Source organism: Pedococcus aerophilus, assembly GCF_039532215.1.
Lineage (GTDB): Bacteria > Actinomycetota > Actinomycetes > Actinomycetales > Dermatophilaceae > Pedococcus > Pedococcus aerophilus.
Map to the genome: position 1 here is coordinate 1,482,970 of NZ_BAAARN010000001.1, position 20,801 is coordinate 1,503,770.

A 20,801-nucleotide genomic window follows, 5' to 3' on the forward strand; every position below is an offset into this window, starting at 1 on the left:
TGCCACCGATCGTCGGTGACTCGCGAGTAATGCCCGATCCGACCCGTACGCGGCGGGTCGGGCCGCCCGCGGGACCGCCCTCACCGCTCGCCCCCTGCGGGGTCGGACGAGCCCACCTAGGGTTGAGGACATGTCTCGCGCCGCCTCGATCCTCTGGCTCCGCCGCGACCTGCGCAGGGGCGACCTCCCTGCCCTGGGTCGGGCTGCCGAGGCCGCCGACGGCGGCTCGGTGCTCGTGCTCTTCGTCCTCGACCCTGCCCTGTGGAAGGGAGCCGGCCCGGTCCGGCGGGCCTGGCTCGCCGCGACCCTCGAGGCGGCCCGAGAGGCGTACGACGGCCGGCTCTGCCTGCGCGTCGGCGACCCGGCGAAGGTCGTCCCGTCCGTGGTGGAGGAGGTGGGCGCGGGGTCCGTGCACGTCTCCCGCGAGACGACCCCGGCCGGGGTGCGCCGGGACAGCGCCGTGGCGGCGTCGCTCGCCGAGGCCGGCGTCGACTGGGTCGAGACCGGGACGCCGTATGCCGTCGGGCCGGGTTCGATCACCAACGGCAGCGGTGACCCCTACAAGGTGTTCACCCCGTTCAGCCGCGCCTGGCGCGACCACGGCTGGCCCGCCCCGGCCACCGAGCCCTCCGGGGTCACCTTCGCCCGGGTCGCCTCGGACGACGACGGGTGGAAGACCCTGCGCGAGGCGCGCAAGGCCGACGGACTGCCCGACCTCCCCGACGCCGGCGAGGAGGCCGCGCTCTCGCGGTGGCGCGAGTTCCTCGACGACGCACTCACGGCATACAAGGGCGACCGCGACCGGGCCGACCGGCCGGGGACGTCGCGGCTGTCCCCCTACCTCAAGATCGGCGCGGTGCACCCGCGCACGCTGCTCGCCGAGCTCGACGGCCGGACGGGGCAGGGGGCGCAGACCTTCGAGACCGAGCTGTGCTGGCGCGAGTTCTACGCCGACGTGCTCTGGCACAACCCGAGGTCGTCGTGGCACGACCTGCGCCCCGCGCTGTCAGGCATCACCTACGAGGACAACGAGGACCTCGTCGAGGCGTGGAAGGGGGGCCGCACCGGGTACCCCGTCGTCGACGCCGCGATGCGCCAGCTCCTGACCGAGGGGTGGATGCACAACCGGATGCGGATGGTGACGGCGAGCTTCCTCACCAAGGACCTGCACGTCTGGTGGCCGGTCGGCGCGCGGCACTTCCTCGACCACCTGCTCGACGGCGACATCGCCTCCAACAACCACGGGTGGCAGTGGGTCGCCGGCACCGGCACCGACGCGTCGCCGTACTTCCGGGTGTTCAACCCGATCACCCAGGGCCAGCGCTTCGATCCCCAGGGCGACTACGTGCGCCGCTACGTCCCCGAGCTGGCGCACATCCCGGGCAAGGCCGTCCACGAGCCGTGGAAGCACGACGAGGGGTACGACCACGACTACCCCGAGCGGATCGTCGACCACGCCGAGGAGCGGCGCGAGGCGCTGCGCCGGTACGAGGCGGCGCGCGGCTCCCAGTCGTCCGGCTCGTCAGGGTCGGGGTCGTCGTGATCAACCCGGTGAGCGAGGTGCGCTCGTTCGTCCGTGCCGCCCTCGTCACCCCGGTCCCCCGCGACCACACCGAGTCCGACGCCGCCTTCCGCCGCCGCCGCCTCGTCGCCGTCGTCACCCTCCTCGTCGGCACGGCCGTGCTCACGCTGGCGCTGCGCATCCCGCCCGGCGACCCGACCTTCTACGTCGCGACCGTCGGGCTGGCCCTGGTCTGGACCGTCGGCGCCTTCGCCTCGGGCCCGCTGCACCTCGGTCGCGCCCACACGCGCGCAGGCGGGGACGCCCGGCCGATCGTGCAGTCACTGGCCCTCGGGGCGCTGCTCCTCGCGATCTTCCTGCTGGGAGGCCTGGTCATCGCCCAGGTCCCGCTGCTGCGCGACCCCGTGACCAACCTGCTCGATCACGCCCGGCTCGGGTCGCTGCCCGTCGTCGCGCTCATCACGGCGGTCAACGGCATCTCCGAGGAGCTGTACTTCCGGGGCGCCCTCTACTCCGCCATCGGCCGCCGCCGTGCGGTCCTGGTCACGACGGTGGTCTACGCGCTGACGACCGTGGGCTCCGGCATCCCCCTGCTCGTCCTCGCCGCCGCCCTGCTCGGCCTGCTGACCGGGCTGCAGCGCCGGGTCACCGGCGGCATCCTCGGCCCGGTGATCACGCACCTCACGTGGTCGCTCGGGATGCTCTTCCTCCTGCCCACCGTCCTTTCCTCAGGAAGCTGAACATGTCCTCATCGCCTGACTCCTCCACCGCCCCCCGTCGGGTGCTGGTCACCGGCGCCACCGGCTACGTCGGAGGCGCCCTCGTCCCGGTCCTGCTCGACCGGGGCTGGACCGTGCGGGTCCTCACGCGCAGCCGCCGTGGCCTCGAGGGCCACGACTGGGCCGGGCGCGTGGAGGTCGTCGAGGGCAACGCCACCTCCCCCGAGGACTGCCGCCGGGCGCTGGAGGACGTCGACGTCGCCTACTACCTGCTGCACTCGATGGACGGCAAGGGCGACTTCATGCAGCGCGACCGGGAGATGGCACACACCTTCTCCGACGCCGCCCACGACCGTGGCGTCGGTCGCATCGTCTACCTCAGCGGGCTGCACCCGCAGGGCCGCCTGTCCGACCACCTCGCCTCCCGCGTCGAGGTCGGCGACATCTTCCTCGACGGCCCGGTCCCCGCGACCGTGCTCCAGGCGGGGATCGTCCTCGGGGACGGCTCGGCGTCGTTCGACATGCTGCGCCACCTCACCGAGCGGCTTCCGGCAGTCGTCGCGCCACGGTGGCTGCGCAACCGGATCCAGCCGGTCGCGGTCGACGACGTCATGCACTACCTCGCCGGCTCGGCCCTGATGGGTCCGGAGGTCAACCGCACCTTCGACATCGGCGGACCCGAGGTCCTCACCTACGCCGACATGATGCAGCAGTACGCCGAGATCGTCGGCCTGGGTCGCCGCTTCATCACCACGGTCCCGGTCCTCACGCCCAAGCTCGCCGGGCTCTGGATCGACATCGTCACCCCGATCTCCCGCGGCATCGGGCGCCCGCTGATCGGCAGCCTCGTCCACGAGGCCGTCTGCGACGAGCAGGACATCCTCGACGTCACCGGCCCGCCGCCCGGTGGCCGGACCGGGTTCGCGGACGCGATCCGCGAGGCCAACCGCGGCATCGACCCGTTCCGCTGGCGCCGCACGCTCGCCCGCACCAGTGCGATGGTCGGCGCCGCCGCTGTCACCGGCTCGCTGCTCACCGACCCCACCTCCCGCTGGTACCGCAAGCTCGACAAGCCCTCGTGGGAGCCGCCGCCCGCAGCCTTCCCCGTGGTCTGGACCGGCCTCTACGCCGATGTCGCCCTCGTCAGCGCCGTGTCCTCCTCCTACCTCGCCGAGGCGGGCCGGGAGAAGGAGGCGAAGGAGCTCGAGCAGGCGTTGGCTCTCAACATGGCCCTCAACACCGCCTGGACCGGCTTGTTCTTCCGGGCCCGTCGCCCGTGGCTGGCCACCGCCGAGTGCGCTGTCCTCACCCTCTCGTCGGCCGACCTCGCCCGCCGCGCGGGCGCGGCGGGACGCGGCAAGGCCGTGGCGATCGGGGCGTATGCCGCGTGGTGCGGCTTCGCCACCGTGCTGTCCGGCACGATCGCGCACCGGAACCGCAGCCGCCGCTGACCCGAGTGAGCGGGGCTGGGAGGTGGCTGCGCGGCGGCATACGGTGGTTGCCCGGGCGGTGGGCATCTGCGAAACTGTTACCGACCGTTCGGTCAGTAATTGATCTGACCCCGGCCCCCGACCTCGTGGAGGACCCATGACCGCCACCGACACCGCAGCCACCGACACCGCGGCCACCGACCCGCTGCAGGCGGGCTTCGACACGACCATCGGGCACGGCGACCGGATCGAGCCGCGCGACTGGATGCCCGACGGGTACCGCAGGACCCTGGTGCGCCAGATCGCCCAGCACGCGCACTCCGAGATCATCGGCATGCAGCCCGAGGGCGCGTGGATCGGCCGCGCACCGTCGCTGCGGCGCAAGGCGATCCTGCTCGCCAAGGTGCAGGACGAGGCCGGCCACGGGCTCTACCTCTACTCCGCGTGCGAGACCCTCGGGGTCAGCCGCGGCGAGCTCACCGAGAAGCTCATCTCCGGCGCGCAGAAGTACTCCTCGATCTTCAACTACCCGACCCTGTCGTACGCCGACGTGGGCACCATCGGCTGGCTCGTCGACGGCGCCGCCATCTGCAACCAGGTGCCGCTGTGCCGCACCTCGTTCGGACCGTACGGCCGCGCGATGATCCGCATCTGCAAGGAGGAGTCCTTCCACCAGCGGCAGGGCTACGAGCTGCTCATGACGATGATGCAGGGCACCGACGAGCAGCGCGCCATGGTGCAGGAGTCGGTCAACCGGTTCTGGTGGCCGGCGCTGATGATGTTCGGGCCGCCCGACGACGAGTCGCCCAACTCGGCGCAGTCGATGGCCTGGGGCATCAAGCGCAACAGCAACGACGACCTGCGCCAGCGGTTCGTCGACATGTCGGTGCCGCAGGCTGCCGCGCTGGGCGTCACGTTCCCCGACCCCGAGCTGCGCTGGAACGACGAGCGCGGCCACCACGACTTCGGCCAGCCCGACTGGGACGAGTTCATGCAGGTCGTCAAGGGCAACGGCCCCTGCAACACCCAGCGGATCGCCCACCGCCGCAAGGCCCACGAGGACGGTGCGTGGGTGCGCGAGGCCGCGACCGCGTACGCCGCCAAGCAGGCCTCCGTCGCGACCGCCGGGGGTGCCGCATGAGCGACGTCAAGGCCGAGTGGCCGCTGTACGAGGTGTTCGTCCGCGGCAAGCGCGGCCTCAACCACGTCCACGTGGGCTCGCTGCACGCGGCCGATGACGACATGGCGCTGCGCCACGCCCGCGACGTCTACACCCGACGCAACGAGGGCGTGAGCATCTGGGTGGTGCAGTCCAAGGAGATCGCGGCGTCGAGCCCGGACGAGAAGGACCCGATGTTCGCGCCGAGCAACGACAAGGTCTACCGGCACCCGACGTTCTACGAGATCCCCGACAACGTCCCCCACATGTGAGGCCCGAGATGACCGACTCCCCCTCGCACCCCGCTCCCGAGTCGACGTCGCGTCCCGAGCCAGGCTCCAACGCCGCGCCGGAGCCGGCCTCCCACCCGGCCCCCGACCCCTCCGACGCCCACGGCTCGGTCTACGACGGGCTGCTCGGTGGCGACCCGTCGCACTGGGCCTTCGGCACCGACTTCGAGGACCCGCTGGCCGGGGTCGACACGACCGTCCCCGACGGCGTCGACGCCCACGACCTCGGCACCTACTGCCTCATGCTCGCCGACGACGCGCTCATCGCCTCGCAACGGCTCTCGCAGTGGACCAGCCGGGCGCCCGACCTCGAGGACGACATCGCGCTGTCCAACATCGCACTCGACCTCCTCGGCCAGGCCCGGCTGCTGCTCGCCCGGGCCGCGGCGGCCGACCCCTCGCTCGTGCCGGTCCTCCCCGACGGTTCCCCGGTGCCGCCCGAGGACGCCCTGGCGTTCTTCCGTGAGGCCGGGCAGTTCCGCAACGTGCGGCTCGTCGAGACCGACAACGGCGACTTCGCCGTGACCATCGTCAAGCTGCTCGTCTTCGCGACCGCCCGGCTCGCGCTGCTGGAGCGACTGGCCTCCAGCCGGGACCACGTGCTGTCGGCTGTTGCGGCGAAGGGTGTCAAGGAGCTCACCTACACCCGCGACTACGCGGGTCGCTGGTTCCTCACCCTGGCGCAGGGCACGCAGGAGTCGCGCCGTCGTCTCGACACCGCCCTCGCGCTCGTCTGGCCGTTCCAGGCCGAGCTGTTCGCGACGCACGAGGTCGAGGCCCGGGTCGCCGCGGCGGGGGTCGGGGTCGACCCCGCGACAACCGCTGACGACGTCGCCGTCGTGCTCGCCCAGGTCTTCGCCGTCAGCGGTGTCGACCAGCCGACCCAGGGAGCGCTCGCCGCGGTCCAGGGACGACAGGGCCGCGACGGGCTGCACACCGAGGCGCTCGGCCTGCTGCTGGCGGAGATGCAGGTGGTCGCGCGCGCCCACCCCAGCGGGAAGTGGTGACCATGAGCTCGATCGGCCCGGCTCCCACCGCCACCTCCCCCCGGGTCGATGTGAACACGCCCGAGAATCACGGCGTTCTTACATCGACCGAGCGGGAGACGTTGCGGGAGAAGGCGATCGCCGTGGCGCGGACCGTCACCGACCCGGAGATGCCGATGCTGACCCTCGAGGACCTCGGTGTCCTGCGCGAGGTCGAGGTCGACGAGGCGGGTCAGGTCGTCGTCGCCATCACCCCGACCTACACCGGCTGCCCTGCCATGGCCGCGATGCGCGACGACCTCGTCCGCTCGCTGCAGGAGGCCGGACTGCCCGGAGCACGCGTGCGCGTCTCCCTCACCCCGGCGTGGTCGAGCGACTGGATCAGCGAGCGCGGCCGCCAGGCCCTGCGCGACCACGGCCTCTCGGCTCCCGGCCGGGTGCCAGCCCGCAGCGGTCCGGTCGCTCTGTCCCTCATGCCCACCCGTCGCGAGATCGACTGTCCCCGTTGTGGATCCGCGCAGACCGAGCTGACCTCGGAGTTCGGCCCCACCGCCTGCAAGGCGCTCTACCGCTGCACCAGCTGCTTCGAGCCCTTCGAGCACGTCAAGGAGATCTGAGTGACCTCGGCCGCCCCCTCGTTGCTGCTGAAGAAGCCTCGACGCCCTGCCCCCACGTTCCACACGTTGACCGTGCACTCGGTCGAGCAGCTCACGGACGACGCCGCCGCCGTCTCCTTCGACGTGCCCGACGAGCTCACCCGGGCCTACGCGTTCGCCGCCGGCCAGTCACTCACCCTGCGCCGCCGCATCGACGGGGTCGAGCACCGACGCACCTACTCGATCTGCGCCACCGTCGGCGACCGCCCGCGCATCGGCGTCCGCGAGATCCCCGGCGGCCTGTTCTCCCAGTGGTTGCTGCACGAGCTGCGCCCCGGTGACGAGGTCGAGGTGCAGACGCCGCACGGGACCTTCCGCGCCGACCCCGCCGAGGGCGGCCGCCACCTGTGCATCGCCGCGGGATCCGGCATCACCCCGATGCTGTCGATCGCGAGCACCGTCCTCGCCAACCCCGAGGCGGAGGTGGCGCTCCTCTACGGCAACCGCACCACCGGCTCGGTGATGTTCGCCGAGGAGCTCGCCGACCTGAAGAACCGGCACGGCTCCCGCTTCCAGCTCGTGCACGTCCTGTCCCGCGAGCCCCGCGACGTCGAGCTGTTCTCGGGCCGCCTCGACGCCGACCGCCTGCGCCGGCTGTTCGAGGTGCTCGTGCCCGTCCACGACGTCGACCACGTCTGGCTCTGCGGTCCGCTCGCGATGATCCAGTCGGCCCGCGAGGTGCTCACCGAGCTCGACGTCCCCGCCGACAAGGTGCACTTCGAGCTGTTCTACGTCGACGAGCCGCCGCCCGAGCTGCACCGCGCCGACGCGGTCGTCGAGGGGGAGACGAGCGAAGTCACGGTGGTGCTCGACGGCCTGTCCTCGACGACGCCGATGTCCCGCGGCCAGTCGATCCTCGACTCCGCCCAGGCCACCCGCACCGACCTGCCCTTCGCCTGCAAGGGCGGCGTCTGCGGCACCTGTCGCGCGCTGGTCCGCGAGGGCGAGGTCGACATGCGCCGCAACTACGCGCTCGAGCAGCGCGAGGTCGAGCAGGGTTTCGTCCTCACCTGCCAGACCCACCCCGTCAGCGACACGGTCACCGTCGACTTCGACGCCTGACCCACCGGAGCCACCCGCCGGGGCTGGCTCCGCGCCATACCGACGAGCACCCTTGAAGGAGCACCACCGTGACCGAGGCCTTCCTCCTCGACGGAGCCCGGACCCCGATCGGCCGGTATGCCGGCGGGCTGGCCACCGTGCGCCCTGACGACCTCGCGGCGCTCGTCGTCCGTGAGGCCGTCGAGCGCGCCGGTGTCGACCCCGAGCTCATCGACGAGGTCGTCCTCGGGGCGGCGAACCAGGCCGGTGAGGACAACCGCAACGTCGCCCGCATGGCGACCCTGCTCGCAGGGCTCCCGCAGTCGGTGCCCGGGTTCACCGTCAACCGGCTGTGCGCCTCGGGCCTCACCGCGGTCGCCACAGCCCGCCAGATGGTCGCGTCGGGTGATGCCGACCTCGTCGTCGCGGGTGGCGTCGAGTCGATGACGCGGGCGCCGTGGGTCATGGAGAAGCCGAGCAAGGCGTTCGCGCGGCCGGGGGCGACGTTCGACACCTCGATCGGGTGGCGGTTCACCAACCCGCGGTTCGACGCCGACACCACGCTGTCGATGCCGGAGACGGCCGAGCGGGTGGCCGAGCGCTGGGGGCTGACGCGTGAGGAGCTCGACGCGTTCGCGCTGCGGTCGCACCAGCGGGCGGTCGCGGCGATCGAGGCCGGACGATTCGCCGACGAGATCGTGGCCGTCCCGGTGGGCGACGGCGAGTTCGCCGTGGACGAGGGGCCGAGGGCCGACACCTCGCTCGAGCGACTCGCGAAGCTCCGTCCGGTCAACCACCCCGGAGGAATGGTGACCGCCGGCAACGCCAGCTCGCTCAACGACGGCGCGGCTGCTGTCGTCGTGGCCAGCGAGGCGTTCGTCACCCGCCACGGCCTCGAGCCGCGCGCACGGCTCGTCGCCTCCGCCAGCTCCGGGGTCGCGCCGGAGGTCATGGGCATCGGTCCGGTCCCAGCCACGCAGAAGGCACTCGACCGCGCGGGCTGGTCGATCGGCGACCTCGACGCCGTCGAGCTCAACGAGGCCTTCGCCTCGCAGTCGCTGGCCTGCATCCGCGACCTCGGCCTCGACGAGGAGATCGTCAACGCCGACGGTGGCGCCATCGCCCTCGGCCACCCACTCGGCGCCTCAGGAACCCGCATCCTGCTGACGCTCGTGGGTCGCCTCGAGCGCGCGCAGGCCCGCCGCGGGCTCGCGACCCTGTGCGTCGGGGTCGGCCAGGGCGCGGCGCTGCTCGTGGAGAGGGTCTGACGATGAGCTCTGGGTCCTCGACGCTGCCCGCTGTCGTCGGCGTCTACGGAGGTGGCCGGATGGGTGCAGGAATCGCGCACGCGTTCCTCGTCTCCGGCTCACGGGTCGTCGTCGTCGAGGGTGACGACGCGCTCGCCGAAGCCGCCCGTGGCCGGGTCGCCAGCAGCGTCGGGAAGGCCGCCGACCGTGGCGTCCTGATCGGCTCCCCCGAGGAGGTGCTGGGCGGGCTCACCGTGACCACCACCCCCACCGACCTCGCCGGCTGCGCCCTGGTCGTCGAGGCCGTCCCCGAGGACACCGCGCTCAAGCTCACCGTCCTCCGACAGGCCGAGCAGGCCGCGCCCGACGCCGTGCTGGCCACCAACACCAGCTCCCTGTCGGTCAGCGCGCTGGCTGCCGGGCTGGCCCGCCCAGACCAGTTCGTCGGGCTGCACTTCTTCAACCCCGTCCCGGCCAGCGATCTCGTCGAGGTCGTCGTCGGCGAGCAGACCGCTGCCTCGCTCGTCGATGACGCCCGTTGCTGGGTGTCGGCCCTGGGCAAGACCGCGATCACGGTGCAGGACTCACCGGGGTTCGCGAGCAGCCGCCTCGGTGTCGCCATCGCGCTCGAGGCGATGCGGATGGTCCAGGAGGGGGTCGCGTCCGCGGAGGACATCGACACCGCCATGACGCTGGGCTACCGCCACCCGGTCGGACCGCTGCGGACGACCGACATCGTCGGCCTCGATGTGCGGCTCGCGATCGCCGAGCACCTCACCCGTGAGCTGGGCCCGAGGTTCGAGCCGCCGCAGGTCCTGCGCGACAAGGTGGCAGCCGGGGAGCTCGGCCGCAAGACCGGCCGCGGCTTCTACGACTGGTGACCTGAGCTGCCCCGCCCGAGGGCCAGGCCGTCGAAGGCGATCGTCGTGATGGCGTCGGAGAGCTGCCCGGCGTCGACCGCTCCCCCGGGCCGGTGCCACTCGACGAGGGAGTTCACCATGCCGAACAGCAGGCGGCTCACCAGCGCCGGCGGGACGTCCGAGCGCAGCGAGCCCTCCTCGACGGCCTCCCGCACCAGTGCCGCGAACCTCGCGTCGAGGTCACGTCGCCGACGCAGCGCCGCCACCTCGACCTCACTGTTGCCACGCACCCGCAGCAGCAGGGTCACCGCGGGCTGGTGGTCCACGAGGACGGCGACGCTGAGGCGCACGGCACGGCGCAGGCGGTCGTAGGCCGTGGCGCCGGGCACCTCCCGGCTCGCCTCGTCGAGGACCTCGGTGAGCCCGTCGAGCGCCTCGTCGAGGGCTTGGGAGAGCAGGTGCGTCTTGCTCGGGACGTGGTGGTAGATCGCGGACTTGCTGAACCCGAGCTCACGGGCCAGGTCGCCCATGCTCGTGCCGTCGTAGCCCTGCTCGTTGAACAGGTCGATGGCTCGGCGCAGCACCGTCTCCTGGTCGTACCCGGGTCTCCCTCTGCGGGGAGCCCCGGCTGCTGCGTCAGTCACGCGGCCACACTCTCACAGCGGGCCTCCCCCTCGTGGGGACGTCGTCGCCCTCGACCGTGAGGCGTCAACCGAGGACACGGTCGAGGAAGGGACCGCCGAACTTCCTCCCCGGGTCGTGGGCGTCGCGCAGCCGCTGGAAGTCGTCCCACCGCGGGTACAGCGGAGCCAGCTCGTCAGCGGACGCCGCGAAGCACTTGCCCCAGTGCGGCCGTGCGCCGAGCGGGAGGAGAGCCGCCTCGATGTCCGGGAGGACGGCATGCACGCCCGCCTCGTCGAGCTCCCAGGTGAAGTGGAACCCCACCACGTCCACGTCGTGGGATCCGCTGAGCCACAACGGGTCTGACGCCACGGTGCGGATCTCGGCGTTCTGCATCACCGACGCGAACACCGGCTGCAACCGCCGCAGCTCTGCAAGGGCGGCGAGCGCGTGGTGACGCGGCACGAGGTACTCGCTCTGCAGCTCCGCCCCTCGGCTCGGGGTGAACTCGAGGCGGAAGTGCGGGAGCCGTTCGAGCCACGGGCCGGGTTCCCCGGTCTGGTCGGTCACCGACTCGGTGGGCGCACCGTCGAGCATGTGCATGACCCGGGTCGCGCGGGGTGCGCCGAAGAAGTCGGGAGTCGAGTCCGCGCCGCGGCTCTTGCACCACACCTGGCGCACCCCCGTGTCGTCGAACCGCGTGAACAGGCTGACGCTGTCGGCCGCTCCCGTGATCGCGTCGAGGTCGGACTCCAGCACCGACCACGGCAGACCCGTGAACACGTCCTGCCGCACGGCATACGTCGGCTCGACGTCCAGCGTGACGCGGGTGACGACGCCGAGAGCACCGAGGGCGACGACGCACCCCTCGAAACCCTCGTCACCACGCCGGACCTGCACGAGCGACCCGTCGGCCGCCACCAGCTCGAGCCCGGCGACCGCCGCCGACAGCGAGCCGGTCCGGTCCCCCGACCCGTGCGTGCCCGTGGCCACGGCACCGGCCACGCTGATGTGCGGCAGTGAGGCGAGGGACGCGAGCGCCCACCCCTGCCGCTCCAGCTCGGCCGCGACGAGCCCGTATGACGCCCCGCCGGGGACCGTGGCGGTCCTCGCACCTGCGTCGACCTCCACCGCCCCCGGGGTGGACGGGTCCTCGAGCGCCGCCGTGGACACGAGGACGCCCTCGGTGTCGGCGAGCCCGGTGAAGGAGTGCCGCGAGCCCAGCGCCCGGACGCGGTCGGCACCGGCGACAAGCGCCTGGAGGTCGGGGACGGACCGGGGCGCCACGAGGCGGGCCGCGGCATACGTGTGGTTCCCGGCCCAGTTGCGTTCGACCATGCGGTCAGTCTGCCCCTCGGGCCCCGGGGCGCGACGCGAGGACCCATGCAGCAGACTCGGGCCATGACGGTCTTCTCGGCTTCCAAGCGCTCCACGGCCGTCGTGCCCTTCACCCGCGAGGACGTCTGGTCGGTCCTCAGCGACGCCGGGCTCGTCGCGAAGCTGACGCCGATGGTGCGCTCGATCGAGGACCAGGGCGGCACCTGGCTGTGGAAGCTCGCCCCCATCGAGGTGCTCGGCAAGAGCATCGGCCTGTCCTTCACCGAGCGCATGGACCTGCGGCCGACCGAGCGGATCGAGTTCACCCACACGCCGAAGGGCGAGGAACGGGCCGGGGTCGAGGGGACCTACACGCTGACCGACCAGGCGCAGGGCACGCACCTCGCGATCGACCTCGGGGTGCACGTCGACCTGCCGTTCCCCAAGATCGCCAAGCCCGCGGTGCAGACCACCATGCAGGGGGTCATCGCGGCGATGGGGGCGGGGTTCGCGCACAACCTCGACCGCCACCTGAAGTCGCGGCGCTGAGGTCCCGGCGCCAGCCGACCGGTGAGGTCCCACCACTGAGGGCGCTCAGCTGGAAGGGGGCGGCCCCAGCAGGAGGCCGCGCCAGCCACCGTGCCGGTGGTGGACGGGACGCCCGTCGCTGCGCGAGACCTGCCCGCCGGCCCAGTCCGCATCCGAGCCCAGCGGGCCCATGACGTCGCGGTCGGCGTCGGCGACCCCGTCACCGGGCACGTGCAGCGCACGCTCGAGGGCCCGCCCCACGGGGACCAGCCGATGACCGGACGGGAGCAGGTCGCGGCGGAAGTCGTCCTCGCGGCAGACCATGTCGTGGTGCAGGCTCTCGACGAGCGTCTGCACCGTCGTCGCCGGGGCGGCGGTCAGCACCGGGGCCAGGCGCGAGACCAGCGCGGTCGGCAGCAGCGGCACGCTGACCTGGACGCGCGTGAGGCCGGCGAGCTTCGCGTAGCGCCGCAGCAACGCGGCATACGCGAGGGGCTCCCCGCTGCCCACGTCGTAGGCGCGGCTGCGCGCGGGGGCATCGAGGGCGCCGACCAGGGCGGCCACGACGTCGGTCACCGCGATCGGCTCGACGCGGCTGGTCCGCATCCACGTGGGGAGCACCTGGACGGGGAGCCGTTCGCTGATCTGGCGCATCACCTCGAACGACGTCGAGCCGCTGCCGACGACCATCGCGGCCCGCAGGGCGATGGTCGGCACACCGGAGTCGGTGAGGACGTCCTCGACCTCGAGCCGGGAGCGCAGGTGCGGCGACAGGTCGGCGTCGGGAAGGTCCGGCACGAGACCGCCGAGGTAGACGATCCGGCCCACCCCGGCCCGGACGGCGGCGTGCGCGGCGTTGTAGGCACCCTCGCGGTCCGTGGTGGCGAAGTCGTCACCGCCGAGGCCGTGGATCAGGTAGAAGAGGGCCTGCGCGTCGGCGAAGGCGGCCCGTGCGGAACCCCGGTCGAGGACGTCCATCTCCACGACCCGCACCCGGTCGGCCCACCAGAACCGTTGCGCCGAGGACGCCTTCGTGAACGTCGCCGTGACGTCGTGCCCGTCGCCGAGCAGGGCCGGCACGAGCCGGCTGCCGATGTAGCCCCCCGCTCCGGTGACGACGACGCGCACGAGGACCTCCAGACCGGATGGCACCGGCGGTGCCCACTCCTGCGAACCTACCTCGCGACGCCCACGCCCAACCGGTGGGCCTGCTGGAACGTCGAGATCATCGCGATGGTGGCCCCCGCGCCCTGGTTCTCGCTGCGGCCGCCCTCTTCGAGTCCGTCGCAGCCGCCACCGCTGTCGCGGTCGTGCAGCGTCGTGCCGGAGGCGTTCGCGCCCTCGAACCAGGCCGCGCACCGGGCGACAGCCGCGCTCCAGCGCGGGTCGGCCGTCACGTCGAACGCCCTGGCGCAGGCGTCGGCGAGGGCGGCGACGTCCGTCGGCTGCTCGCAGAACGGAGCCCGCGCCTCGCCGATCCCCCAGCCGTCGGCCGGGCAGACCGAGACGATCCCGTCCGTGGTCTCGGTCTCGAGGAGCCAGCTCAACATGGCCAACCCCTCCGTCAGCCACTTCCACACCCCGAGGAGCGACCCGGCTGCGAGCAACGTCTCGGCGAGCGCGGCATTGGCGTAGGTGAGGCGCGGCTCCGGCCAGTGCCAGCCCTCGACGTGTGCCGCCCGACGGCCCAGCAACGGGTCCGGTGGGGCGATCAGGGTGGCGGCATCCATCAGGAGGGTCCGGGCGACGACGTCGCGGGGGCGCACCGCGAGGACCTCGGCGGCCCCGAGCCCGGCGAACGCCATCGACCGCGTGGACGTCGACCGCAGCGCGGCACCACGCGTGAAGGACTCGAGGGCCCTCCAGTCACCGACCTCGGGCACGCGGGCGACGCCGGTGCCGAGAGCCCACAGCGCCCGGCCCCACGAGTCGTCCACGGCGGGGTGGTCGGACCACGAGCCGTCGGCGGCACGGCGGTTGCGGAAGGACCCTCCCTCGTCCTGCGCGTCGAGCACGAAGGTGAGGTAGGTCGACGCGAGGGCGGTCAGGGCTGCGGTGTGCGCCGGCTCACGGGCCGTGGTGACGAACGCCCGTGCGACGTCGTCGACGCAGTACCCCTCCTCACGCCTCGGCGTGGTCAGCTCGGCGAGCTCGAACAGGCCGATGTCGTCGGTCAGGTGGAACAGGTGTTGGAACGAGACCGCCGCCGGGGTCGGGTCCGCCGGGGCGGAGGTGGCGAACGAGTGGGACGCGGACATGGGCGAGCCTTCCTGTCATCCCCGCGCCGACAGCCGACGAGGAGCACAACCACCCGAGGGGGTGGTGACGTGCACGCACGGTGCGTCCGGGCCGGCGCGGCGTCCTCACGCGCTGGCTGTCGCGACGGTGCCCGTCGCGGTGCGCCCCGTCTCCTGACGGAACACCTGCCCCGACGGTAACACCCGGACGACGAGAGGGGCCCCGACCTGGCGGTCGGGGGCCCTCTCCACACTCGGTGGCAGGTGAAGGATTCGAACCTTCGAAGCTTTCGCGATGGATTTACAGTCCACTCCCATTGGCCGCTCGGGCAACCTGCCTTGGTGCGCGTGGAAGAATAGCAAGGACAACCGCGATTGCTGAAACCGGCGTCCGCCGCACCATGGCGACGCCCAGGAAGGACACGCCCCCATGGCCGACAGCTCGTTCGACATCGTCAGCAAGATCGACCACCAGGAGGTCGCCAACGCGCTCAACAGCGCGGCCCGCGAGGTGGCCACGCGCTACGACTTCAAGAACGTCGGCGCCTCCATCGAGGCCAGCGGCGACGACAAGGTCGTCATCAAGGCCAACACCGAGGAGCGTGCCAACGCCGTCCTCGACGTCTTCCAGACGTGGCTGGTGAAGCGCAAGGTGTCGCTGAAGCACCTCGACGTCCCGGAGCGCGGACCGCAGCTCTCCGGCAAGGAGTACCGCCTCGAACTCGGCCTCCAGGAGGGCATCTCGCAGGAGAACGCCAAGAAGATCGGCAAGATCATCCGCGACGAGGCCCCGAAGTCCGTCAAGAGCCAGATCCAGGGCGACGAGCTGCGCGTGACGAGCAAGTCCCGCGACGACCTCCAGTCCGTCCAGGCGCTGCTCAAGGGCAAGGACGACCTGGACTTCGCGATCCAGTTCACCAACTACCGCTGACCACCCCGCGACAGACGTGTGCCGCCGTGCCCGAGTAGGGCGCGGCGGCACACGTCTGTCGTGGGATGGCCACGGGATCCCTTGCGGGACAGGCACATTCGCTGGACCAGGACCTCCGCGGGACGGGAATGTCCGGCGTAGGAGGTCCGGTCAGGCCTCCATGGCGATCGTCGGGCCGCCGAGGTCCGGGAAGCGCAGCACCGATCCGTCGGAGTCGGTGTCCGGGGAGTCGTCGTTCCAGCCGTCGAGGGCGATCGCGAGGCCGAGGGCCAGACCGGCCATCTCGTGGTCGCCGATGCCGACGCGGCTGGCGACCTCACGGGCGTTGGCGGGACGGTCGGCCGGGTCCTTGGACAGGCAGGCGTTGACGAGGTCGGCGAGATCCCGCGGGACGTCGTCCGGCAGCGGCGGGGGCGGCTCGTTGACGTGGCTCAGCGCAGTGGCGACCGGCGTGCCGCGGTCGAACGGGCGCTGCCCCGTGAGCATCTCGTGGGCGACCACCCCGAGGGCGTAGAGGTCGCTGGCACCGGTCGCCGCCTCGCCGAGCGCCTGCTCGGGGCTGATGTAGTGCGGGGTGCCGAGCATCTCGCCGACGCGGGTGTGACCTGCTGCGTCCAGGGCCCGGGCGATCCCGAAGTCGGTGAGCTTCACCAGGCCGTCGGGCCGGACGAGGATGTTGGCGGGCTTGACGTCCCGGTGCACGACCCGGGCCTCGTGGGCCACCCCGAGGGCGAGCGCGGCCTGACCGAGCAGCGACCGTACCTCCGGCGGGGGCAGGGCACCGCGGCGCCGCAGCAGCAGCGACAGGGGCTCACCCTTGACGAGCTCCATGACGAGGAAGGCGAGACCGTCGTCCTCGCCGTAGTCGAAGAGGGTGGCGATGTTGGTGTGCAGCAGGGCTGCGGAGTGCACCGCCTCGTCGCGGAAGCGCTTGGCGAACAGCTCCTCGTGACCGGTGTCGGGACGCATCACCTTGATGGCCACCGAGCGCTGGAGCACCTGGTCGGCACCGGCCCAGACGTCGGCCATGCCGCCGGATGCGATGCGGGCCCCCAGGACGTAACGGTCGCCGAGGACGAACCCCTCAGACAACCTGTTCACGCTGCGAGCTCCACGAGGAGACCTCCATCGACCGAGGTGTACGTCGATTGACATCTCAAGAACCTCGCGACCCCCATCGTAAGCCCCGGCGGGGCAAACCGCGCGCCAAAGGCGACGGTCCCATCCAGCCGCTGACCTGCGAGGACACCGTTCGTCCCACCCGTCACAGCGGGTGGCCGCAGGTGAGCGCGCCCGGATGTCCGGGCCCGCGGCTCAGCCGAAGGTGAGGCGGGACCGCAGGGCCTCCCCCAGCTCGGACATCGCGTCGACGATGCCCCGGCGCACGGCGGGCGTGAGGTCGTCGCGCTCCAGGGCCGCCCGGCTCAGGTCGGCCGTGGCCTCCTCGACGACCCGCGACGGGAAGCCCAGCGAGGCCACCCGCGCCAACGCGTCGTCGCCGACCCACTCGGCCATGGCCGGGACGTCGGTGAAGTAGCGCGCGGCATACGGTCGGAGCACGTCGAGGTCACCGGACGACCAGAAGCCCTGCGCGAGCGCGTTGAGCTCGTAGTTGGAGCGCTGGCGGTTGGTCGTGATCTCCGCCCAGGCCCAGGCCTTGGCCTCCTCGTCCGGCATCGACGCGGCCGCCATGAGGGCGCTCAGGCGGCCCTGGAGGGTGTCGTCGCGCTCCCGGGTCGCCTCGATGAGCTCGCGGCCGGCCAGCCCGTGCGACGCGAGGTTGCGCACCACGATCCAGCCGAAGTCGGAGTCCGCCTCCAGGCCGGCCGGTCGCCGGTCCCCGGCGGCCCAGGCCCGCAGCAGCTCCTCGTCGGCAGAGGTGCGGGCAACGGCGCGGGCGGCGACGAGGGCCCGGGTCGAGCCGGGGGTCGCGGCCTCGAGGACCGCCGCCGCGGCACCGGCCACGACCTGCTCCGCGGCGTCCTGCTCCTCGTGCGGCAGGAAGGTCGGGATGATCCGCCCGAGGAGGCTGCCCGCCGACCTGTTGAGGATCGAGGCGTTGTCCTCGTGCGGCCACGCCGCGCCCACCGTGCGGACCATGACACGGGGGTCGACGGTGCCGAGGCAGACGCCGTCGACCAGCGAGACCCACACCACGGCACGCGCCTGCGGGTCGGGCACCTGGGCGAGCTGCTCCGGCAGCGCCTCGATCGAAGCGGGGTCGAGGGTCACCGTGGCCCAGGTGAGGTCGCCGGCGTTGGGGACGACGAGGTCCGCCTGGGCCGCAGCGAGCCCGTCGACCTGCGTCGCGTCCCCCTCCGTCGTCACAGGGAGGCGGAAGGTCTCCCGACCCTCGCTGAAGCCGGCGACGTCGAAGGTGTGCGGGCGGTCGGCGGGGAAGGCCTCCGGGACCGTGCGGTTCACGGTGCCCGTCGCGCGGTCCAGGGAGATGACGTCGACGCCTGCGGTGAGGAGCCACGCACGGGTCCAGGCGGCCAGGTCCTTGCCGCTCGCACGCTCCATGAAGCCCATGAAGTCGGCCAGCGTGCCGTTGCCGAACGAGTGCTCACGCAGGTAGGCCGAGACCCCGGCGATGAACGCGTCGTCACCGATGTGCGCGATGAGCTGCCGCAGCGTGGCCGCGCCCTTGGCGTAGGAGATGCCGTCGAAGTCCTGGAGCGCGGACTGGGCGTCGAGGGCGGCCGAGCCGGCGACCGGGTGCGTCGAGGGGGTGCGCTCCGCTGCATACCCCCACGCCTTGCGGGCCATGGTCGAGTCCACCCACGCCTCGGTGCCGAACTCGGTCGCGGCGTCGAGCGTGCGGTGCGACATGTACTCCGCGAACGACTCGTTGAGCCACAGGTCGTCCCACCACTGCATCGTCACGAGGTCGCCGAACCACATGTGCGCCATCTCGTGGGCGATGGTGTTGGAGCGGGTGAGGATCTCGTCGCGGGCCGCTGCTCCACGGAAGACGTAGACGTCACGGAACGTGACGCAGCCGGGGTTCTCCATGGCACCGGCGTTGAACTCGGGAACGAAGACCTGGTGGTACTCCCCGAACGGGTACCGGATGCCGAAGAGCTGGTGGTAGTAGTCGAAGCTCGCCTTGGTGACCTCCAGCATCTGGGGCGCCCCGTGCTCGAGGGCCTCCTTGAGCGAGGCGCGGGCGTGGATGCCCAGCGGTATGCCGTCGTGCTCGTCGCGCACGGACGCGTAGGGCCCGGCGCAGACCGTGACGAAGTATGTCGCGAGCGGCTTGGTCTCGGCGAGCTCCCAGCGCCCCGGGGCGACCTTCGTGGCCGCGCCGTTGCCGAGGACGGTCCACGCCTCGGGGGCGGCGACGGTCACGGCATAGGGGGCCTTGAGGTCTGGCTGGTCGAAGCAGGCGAACACGCGCGGCCCTGCATCGAGGAAGAGGTGGCCGTAGACGTAGTGCTCACCGTCGGCGGGGTCCACCGCGCGGTGCAGCCCCTGGCCGTCGCGGCTGTAGGCCATCTGGGCCTCGACCTCGAGCACGTTGTCGGCAGCGAGGTCGCTCAGCGTGACGCGTCCGTCGGTGAGGGTCGACACGTCGACCGGCTGACCGTTGAGCACCATCGAGCGCAGCTCTGCGGGCTTGACGTCGACGAACGTCGAGCCGCCCGGCTCCTTGCAGGAGAACGCGATCCGCGTCGTGGAGCCGAAGTGCTCGTCCCCCTGGTCGAGGTCGAGGTCGACCTGCATCCGCGACACCTCCAGCAGTGCTGAGCGTTCGCGGGCTTCGGACCGGGTGAGGGACGGCATGGACCGATTCAACCAGCCCTGCCACCGGGGGGACCGACACCCCCGGGACAGACCGAGGCCCCCGACCAAGAACTGGTCGGGGGCCTCGGCGAAATCACCGGTTGCGGTGGTCTCAGATGACGCGGACCTTCTCGGCCTGCGGGCCCTTGGGGCCCTGCGTGATGTCGAACTCCACGCGCTGTGCCTCGTCGAGCGAGCGGTAGCCGCTGGACTCGATCGCGCTGTAGTGCACGAAGACGTCGGGGCCGCCGCCGTCCTGCTCCACGAAGCCGAAGCCCTTCTCAGCGTTGAACCACTTGACAGTTCCCTGTGCCATGGGATTTCTCGTTCCTGTTGGCCGAGGTGGGTCGCGGACGCGACTCACCAGCTGCGCACACCACCACGACACGGAACAAGCCGCTGAAGAAAAAAGGCCCGCACACTGGCGGGCCCACTCAGACGAGGAACTGCAACTGCAACTGCGTCAACCATACCGCGTCGGGGACCGTTTGCCACATCGCCCCCGCACGGCCTGTCGGACGCACCCGGACGGCTTCGGTGGAAGCATCGCGAGAACGTCCGACAGGCGCGGACTCAGCTCTGGCGGAAGCCGTACGCCTGCTGCTCGAGGCGGGCGATGCGCTCGGTCATCGGGGGGTGCGTCGAGAAGAAGCGCGAGACGTCCTGGGGCCGGAACGGGTTGGCGATCATCATGTGGCTCGAGTTCTGGATGGCCGGCGTCGGCTGGAGGGGTGCGCGGGCGACACCGCTCTCGAGCTTGCGCAGGGCCGACGCGAGGGCTAGCGGGTCGCCGGTGAGACGGGCACCGTCCTCGTCCGCGTCGTACTCGCGGGTCCGGCTGATCGCCATCTGGATGATCATCGCGGCGAACGGTGCGAGCAGCGCCATCGCCAGCAGTGCCAACGGGTTCGGGCGGTCCTCGTCGTTCCCGCCGCCACCGAACATGCTCGTGAACATGAGCATCTGCGCGACCGAGGTGATGACACCGGCGACTGCCGCGGCGATCGAGCCGGTGAGGATGTCGCGGTTGTAGACGTGCATGAGCTCGTGGCCGAGGACACCGCGCAGCTCCCGCTCGTCGAGGAGCCCGAGGATGCCCTCGGTGCAGCAGACCGCGGCGTTCTCGGGGTTGCGGCCGGTCGCGAAGGCGTTGGGCGCCGGGGTGGGGCTGATGTAGAGGCGGGGCATCGGCTTGCCTGCGGCCGTGGAGAGCTCACGGACGATCCGGTACATCGCGGGCGCCTGGGCCTCGCTGACGGGGTAGGCGTGCATCGCCTTGATCGCCAGCTTGTCGGAGTTCCAGTAGCCGTAGAACGTCATGCCGACGCCGAAGAGGGCGAAGAGCCAGATGTACCTGCCGCCGCCGATGACCGAACCCATGGCCAGAAGGACGGCGAAGATCCCGCCGAACAGGGCCGCGGTCTTGAGTCCGTTGAAGTGGTTGTGCATGTCTGCCTCAACGCTCCCTTTC

At 71.9% G+C, this 20,801-nt stretch carries 20 protein-coding genes and 1 tRNA gene; 12 read left to right on the forward strand and 9 right to left on the reverse strand.

Annotation, left to right across the window (positions count from 1 at the left end):
- Nucleotides 1-130 precede the first annotated feature (130 nt).
- The 10 genes from ABD286_RS07030 (at nucleotide 131) to ABD286_RS07075 (ending at nucleotide 9,931) form a co-directional block, all read left to right on the forward strand.
- Nucleotides 131-1,543, forward strand: coding sequence for a cryptochrome/photolyase family protein (locus ABD286_RS07030; RefSeq protein WP_344191579.1), 1,413 nt, complete (start codon nucleotides 131-133; stop codon nucleotides 1,541-1,543).
- Nucleotides 1,540-2,262: a CPBP family intramembrane glutamic endopeptidase gene (locus ABD286_RS07035; RefSeq protein ID WP_344191581.1), complete on the forward strand. Its 723-nt coding sequence runs from the start codon at nucleotides 1,540-1,542 to the stop codon at nucleotides 2,260-2,262. The genes ABD286_RS07030 and ABD286_RS07035 overlap by 4 nt, the downstream gene beginning before the upstream one ends.
- 2 nt (nucleotides 2,263-2,264) lie before the next feature.
- Entirely contained in the window at nucleotides 2,265-3,692 is a 1,428-nt protein-coding gene (locus ABD286_RS07040; RefSeq protein ID WP_344191584.1) for a tryptophan-rich sensory protein, read from the forward strand.
- Between the two features lie 136 nt (nucleotides 3,693-3,828).
- On the forward strand, nucleotides 3,829-4,812 hold the full coding sequence (gene paaA, locus ABD286_RS07045; RefSeq protein WP_344191586.1) for a 1,2-phenylacetyl-CoA epoxidase subunit PaaA: 984 nt from the start codon (nucleotides 3,829-3,831) through the stop codon (nucleotides 4,810-4,812).
- Complete coding sequence (paaB, locus tag ABD286_RS07050; protein WP_344191588.1) at nucleotides 4,809-5,102, forward strand: 1,2-phenylacetyl-CoA epoxidase subunit PaaB; 294 nt, start codon at nucleotides 4,809-4,811, stop codon at nucleotides 5,100-5,102. The genes paaA and paaB overlap by 4 nt, the downstream gene beginning before the upstream one ends.
- 8 nt (nucleotides 5,103-5,110) lie before the next feature.
- Nucleotides 5,111-6,127: a 1,2-phenylacetyl-CoA epoxidase subunit PaaC gene (gene paaC, locus ABD286_RS07055; protein WP_344191590.1), complete on the forward strand. Its 1,017-nt coding sequence runs from the start codon at nucleotides 5,111-5,113 to the stop codon at nucleotides 6,125-6,127.
- A gap of 2 nt (nucleotides 6,128-6,129) precedes the next feature.
- Nucleotides 6,130-6,723, forward strand: a complete 594-nt coding sequence (gene paaD, locus ABD286_RS07060; protein WP_344191592.1) for a 1,2-phenylacetyl-CoA epoxidase subunit PaaD — start codon at nucleotides 6,130-6,132, stop codon at nucleotides 6,721-6,723.
- A complete protein-coding gene (gene paaE, locus ABD286_RS07065; protein WP_344191594.1) occupies nucleotides 6,724-7,824 on the forward strand; it encodes a 1,2-phenylacetyl-CoA epoxidase subunit PaaE in 1,101 nt (366 codons plus the stop codon).
- 68 nt (nucleotides 7,825-7,892) lie between these two features.
- Nucleotides 7,893-9,071 (forward strand): thiolase family protein, encoded by a 1,179-nt coding sequence (locus ABD286_RS07070; protein WP_344191596.1) that lies wholly within the window; start codon nucleotides 7,893-7,895, stop codon nucleotides 9,069-9,071.
- A gap of 2 nt (nucleotides 9,072-9,073) precedes the next feature.
- The gene (locus tag ABD286_RS07075) at nucleotides 9,074-9,931 is read left to right on the forward strand and encodes a 3-hydroxyacyl-CoA dehydrogenase family protein (RefSeq protein WP_344191598.1); all 858 of its coding nucleotides are present in this window, start codon (nucleotides 9,074-9,076) and stop codon (nucleotides 9,929-9,931) included.
- Here the strand turns inward: ABD286_RS07075 and ABD286_RS07080 are convergent.
- Nucleotides 9,919-10,554, reverse strand: coding sequence for a TetR/AcrR family transcriptional regulator (locus ABD286_RS07080; RefSeq protein ID WP_344191600.1), 636 nt, complete (start codon nucleotides 10,552-10,554; stop codon nucleotides 9,919-9,921). The two genes, ABD286_RS07075 and ABD286_RS07080, sit on opposite strands and share 13 nt — an antisense overlap.
- 64 nt (nucleotides 10,555-10,618) lie before the next feature.
- Nucleotides 10,619-11,869, reverse strand: coding sequence for an FAD-binding protein (locus ABD286_RS07085; RefSeq protein ID WP_344191602.1), 1,251 nt, complete (start codon nucleotides 11,867-11,869; stop codon nucleotides 10,619-10,621).
- Nucleotides 11,870-11,932: 63 nt separating this feature from the next.
- Here ABD286_RS07085 and ABD286_RS07090 point away from each other — a divergent pair, with 63 nt between their 5' ends.
- A complete protein-coding gene (locus ABD286_RS07090; protein WP_344191604.1) occupies nucleotides 11,933-12,397 on the forward strand; it encodes an SRPBCC family protein in 465 nt (154 codons plus the stop codon).
- Between the two features lie 45 nt (nucleotides 12,398-12,442).
- Here the strand turns inward: ABD286_RS07090 and ABD286_RS07095 are convergent, their stop codons facing one another.
- From ABD286_RS07095 to ABD286_RS07105, 3 genes are all read right to left on the reverse strand, one after another.
- Complete coding sequence (locus ABD286_RS07095) at nucleotides 12,443-13,528, reverse strand: NAD(P)H-binding protein (RefSeq protein WP_344191606.1); 1,086 nt, start codon at nucleotides 13,526-13,528, stop codon at nucleotides 12,443-12,445.
- A gap of 23 nt (nucleotides 13,529-13,551) precedes the next feature.
- Nucleotides 13,552-14,634: a glycosyltransferase gene (locus ABD286_RS07100; RefSeq protein ID WP_344191608.1), complete on the reverse strand. Its 1,083-nt coding sequence runs from the start codon at nucleotides 14,632-14,634 to the stop codon at nucleotides 13,552-13,554.
- Between the two features lie 237 nt (nucleotides 14,635-14,871).
- Nucleotides 14,872-14,952 (reverse strand) — tRNA-Tyr (locus ABD286_RS07105).
- A 91-nt stretch (nucleotides 14,953-15,043) separates the two neighbouring features.
- Here ABD286_RS07105 and ABD286_RS07110 point away from each other — a divergent pair.
- Nucleotides 15,044-15,544: a YajQ family cyclic di-GMP-binding protein gene (locus tag ABD286_RS07110; protein WP_344191609.1), complete on the forward strand. Its 501-nt coding sequence runs from the start codon at nucleotides 15,044-15,046 to the stop codon at nucleotides 15,542-15,544.
- A 150-nt stretch (nucleotides 15,545-15,694) separates the two neighbouring features.
- Here the strand turns inward: ABD286_RS07110 and ABD286_RS07115 are convergent, their stop codons facing one another.
- The 4 genes from ABD286_RS07115 to htpX all read right to left on the reverse strand — a co-directional run bounded on the left by ABD286_RS07115 (nucleotide 15,695) and on the right by htpX (nucleotide 20,779).
- Nucleotides 15,695-16,645 carry a serine/threonine-protein kinase gene (locus ABD286_RS07115; protein WP_344191611.1) on the reverse strand — a complete coding sequence of 317 codons (951 nt, stop codon included), beginning with the start codon at nucleotides 16,643-16,645 and terminating at the stop codon, nucleotides 15,695-15,697.
- A 213-nt stretch (nucleotides 16,646-16,858) separates the two neighbouring features.
- Nucleotides 16,859-19,330 (reverse strand): aminopeptidase N, encoded by a 2,472-nt coding sequence (gene pepN / locus ABD286_RS07120; protein WP_344191613.1) that lies wholly within the window; start codon nucleotides 19,328-19,330, stop codon nucleotides 16,859-16,861.
- Nucleotides 19,331-19,442: 112 nt separating this feature from the next.
- Entirely contained in the window at nucleotides 19,443-19,646 is a 204-nt protein-coding gene (locus ABD286_RS07125) for a cold-shock protein (protein ID WP_056915526.1), read from the reverse strand.
- Nucleotides 19,647-19,903: 257 nt separating this feature from the next.
- Complete coding sequence (gene htpX / locus ABD286_RS07130) at nucleotides 19,904-20,779, reverse strand: zinc metalloprotease HtpX (protein WP_344191615.1); 876 nt, start codon at nucleotides 20,777-20,779, stop codon at nucleotides 19,904-19,906.
- Nucleotides 20,780-20,801 lie beyond the last annotated feature (22 nt).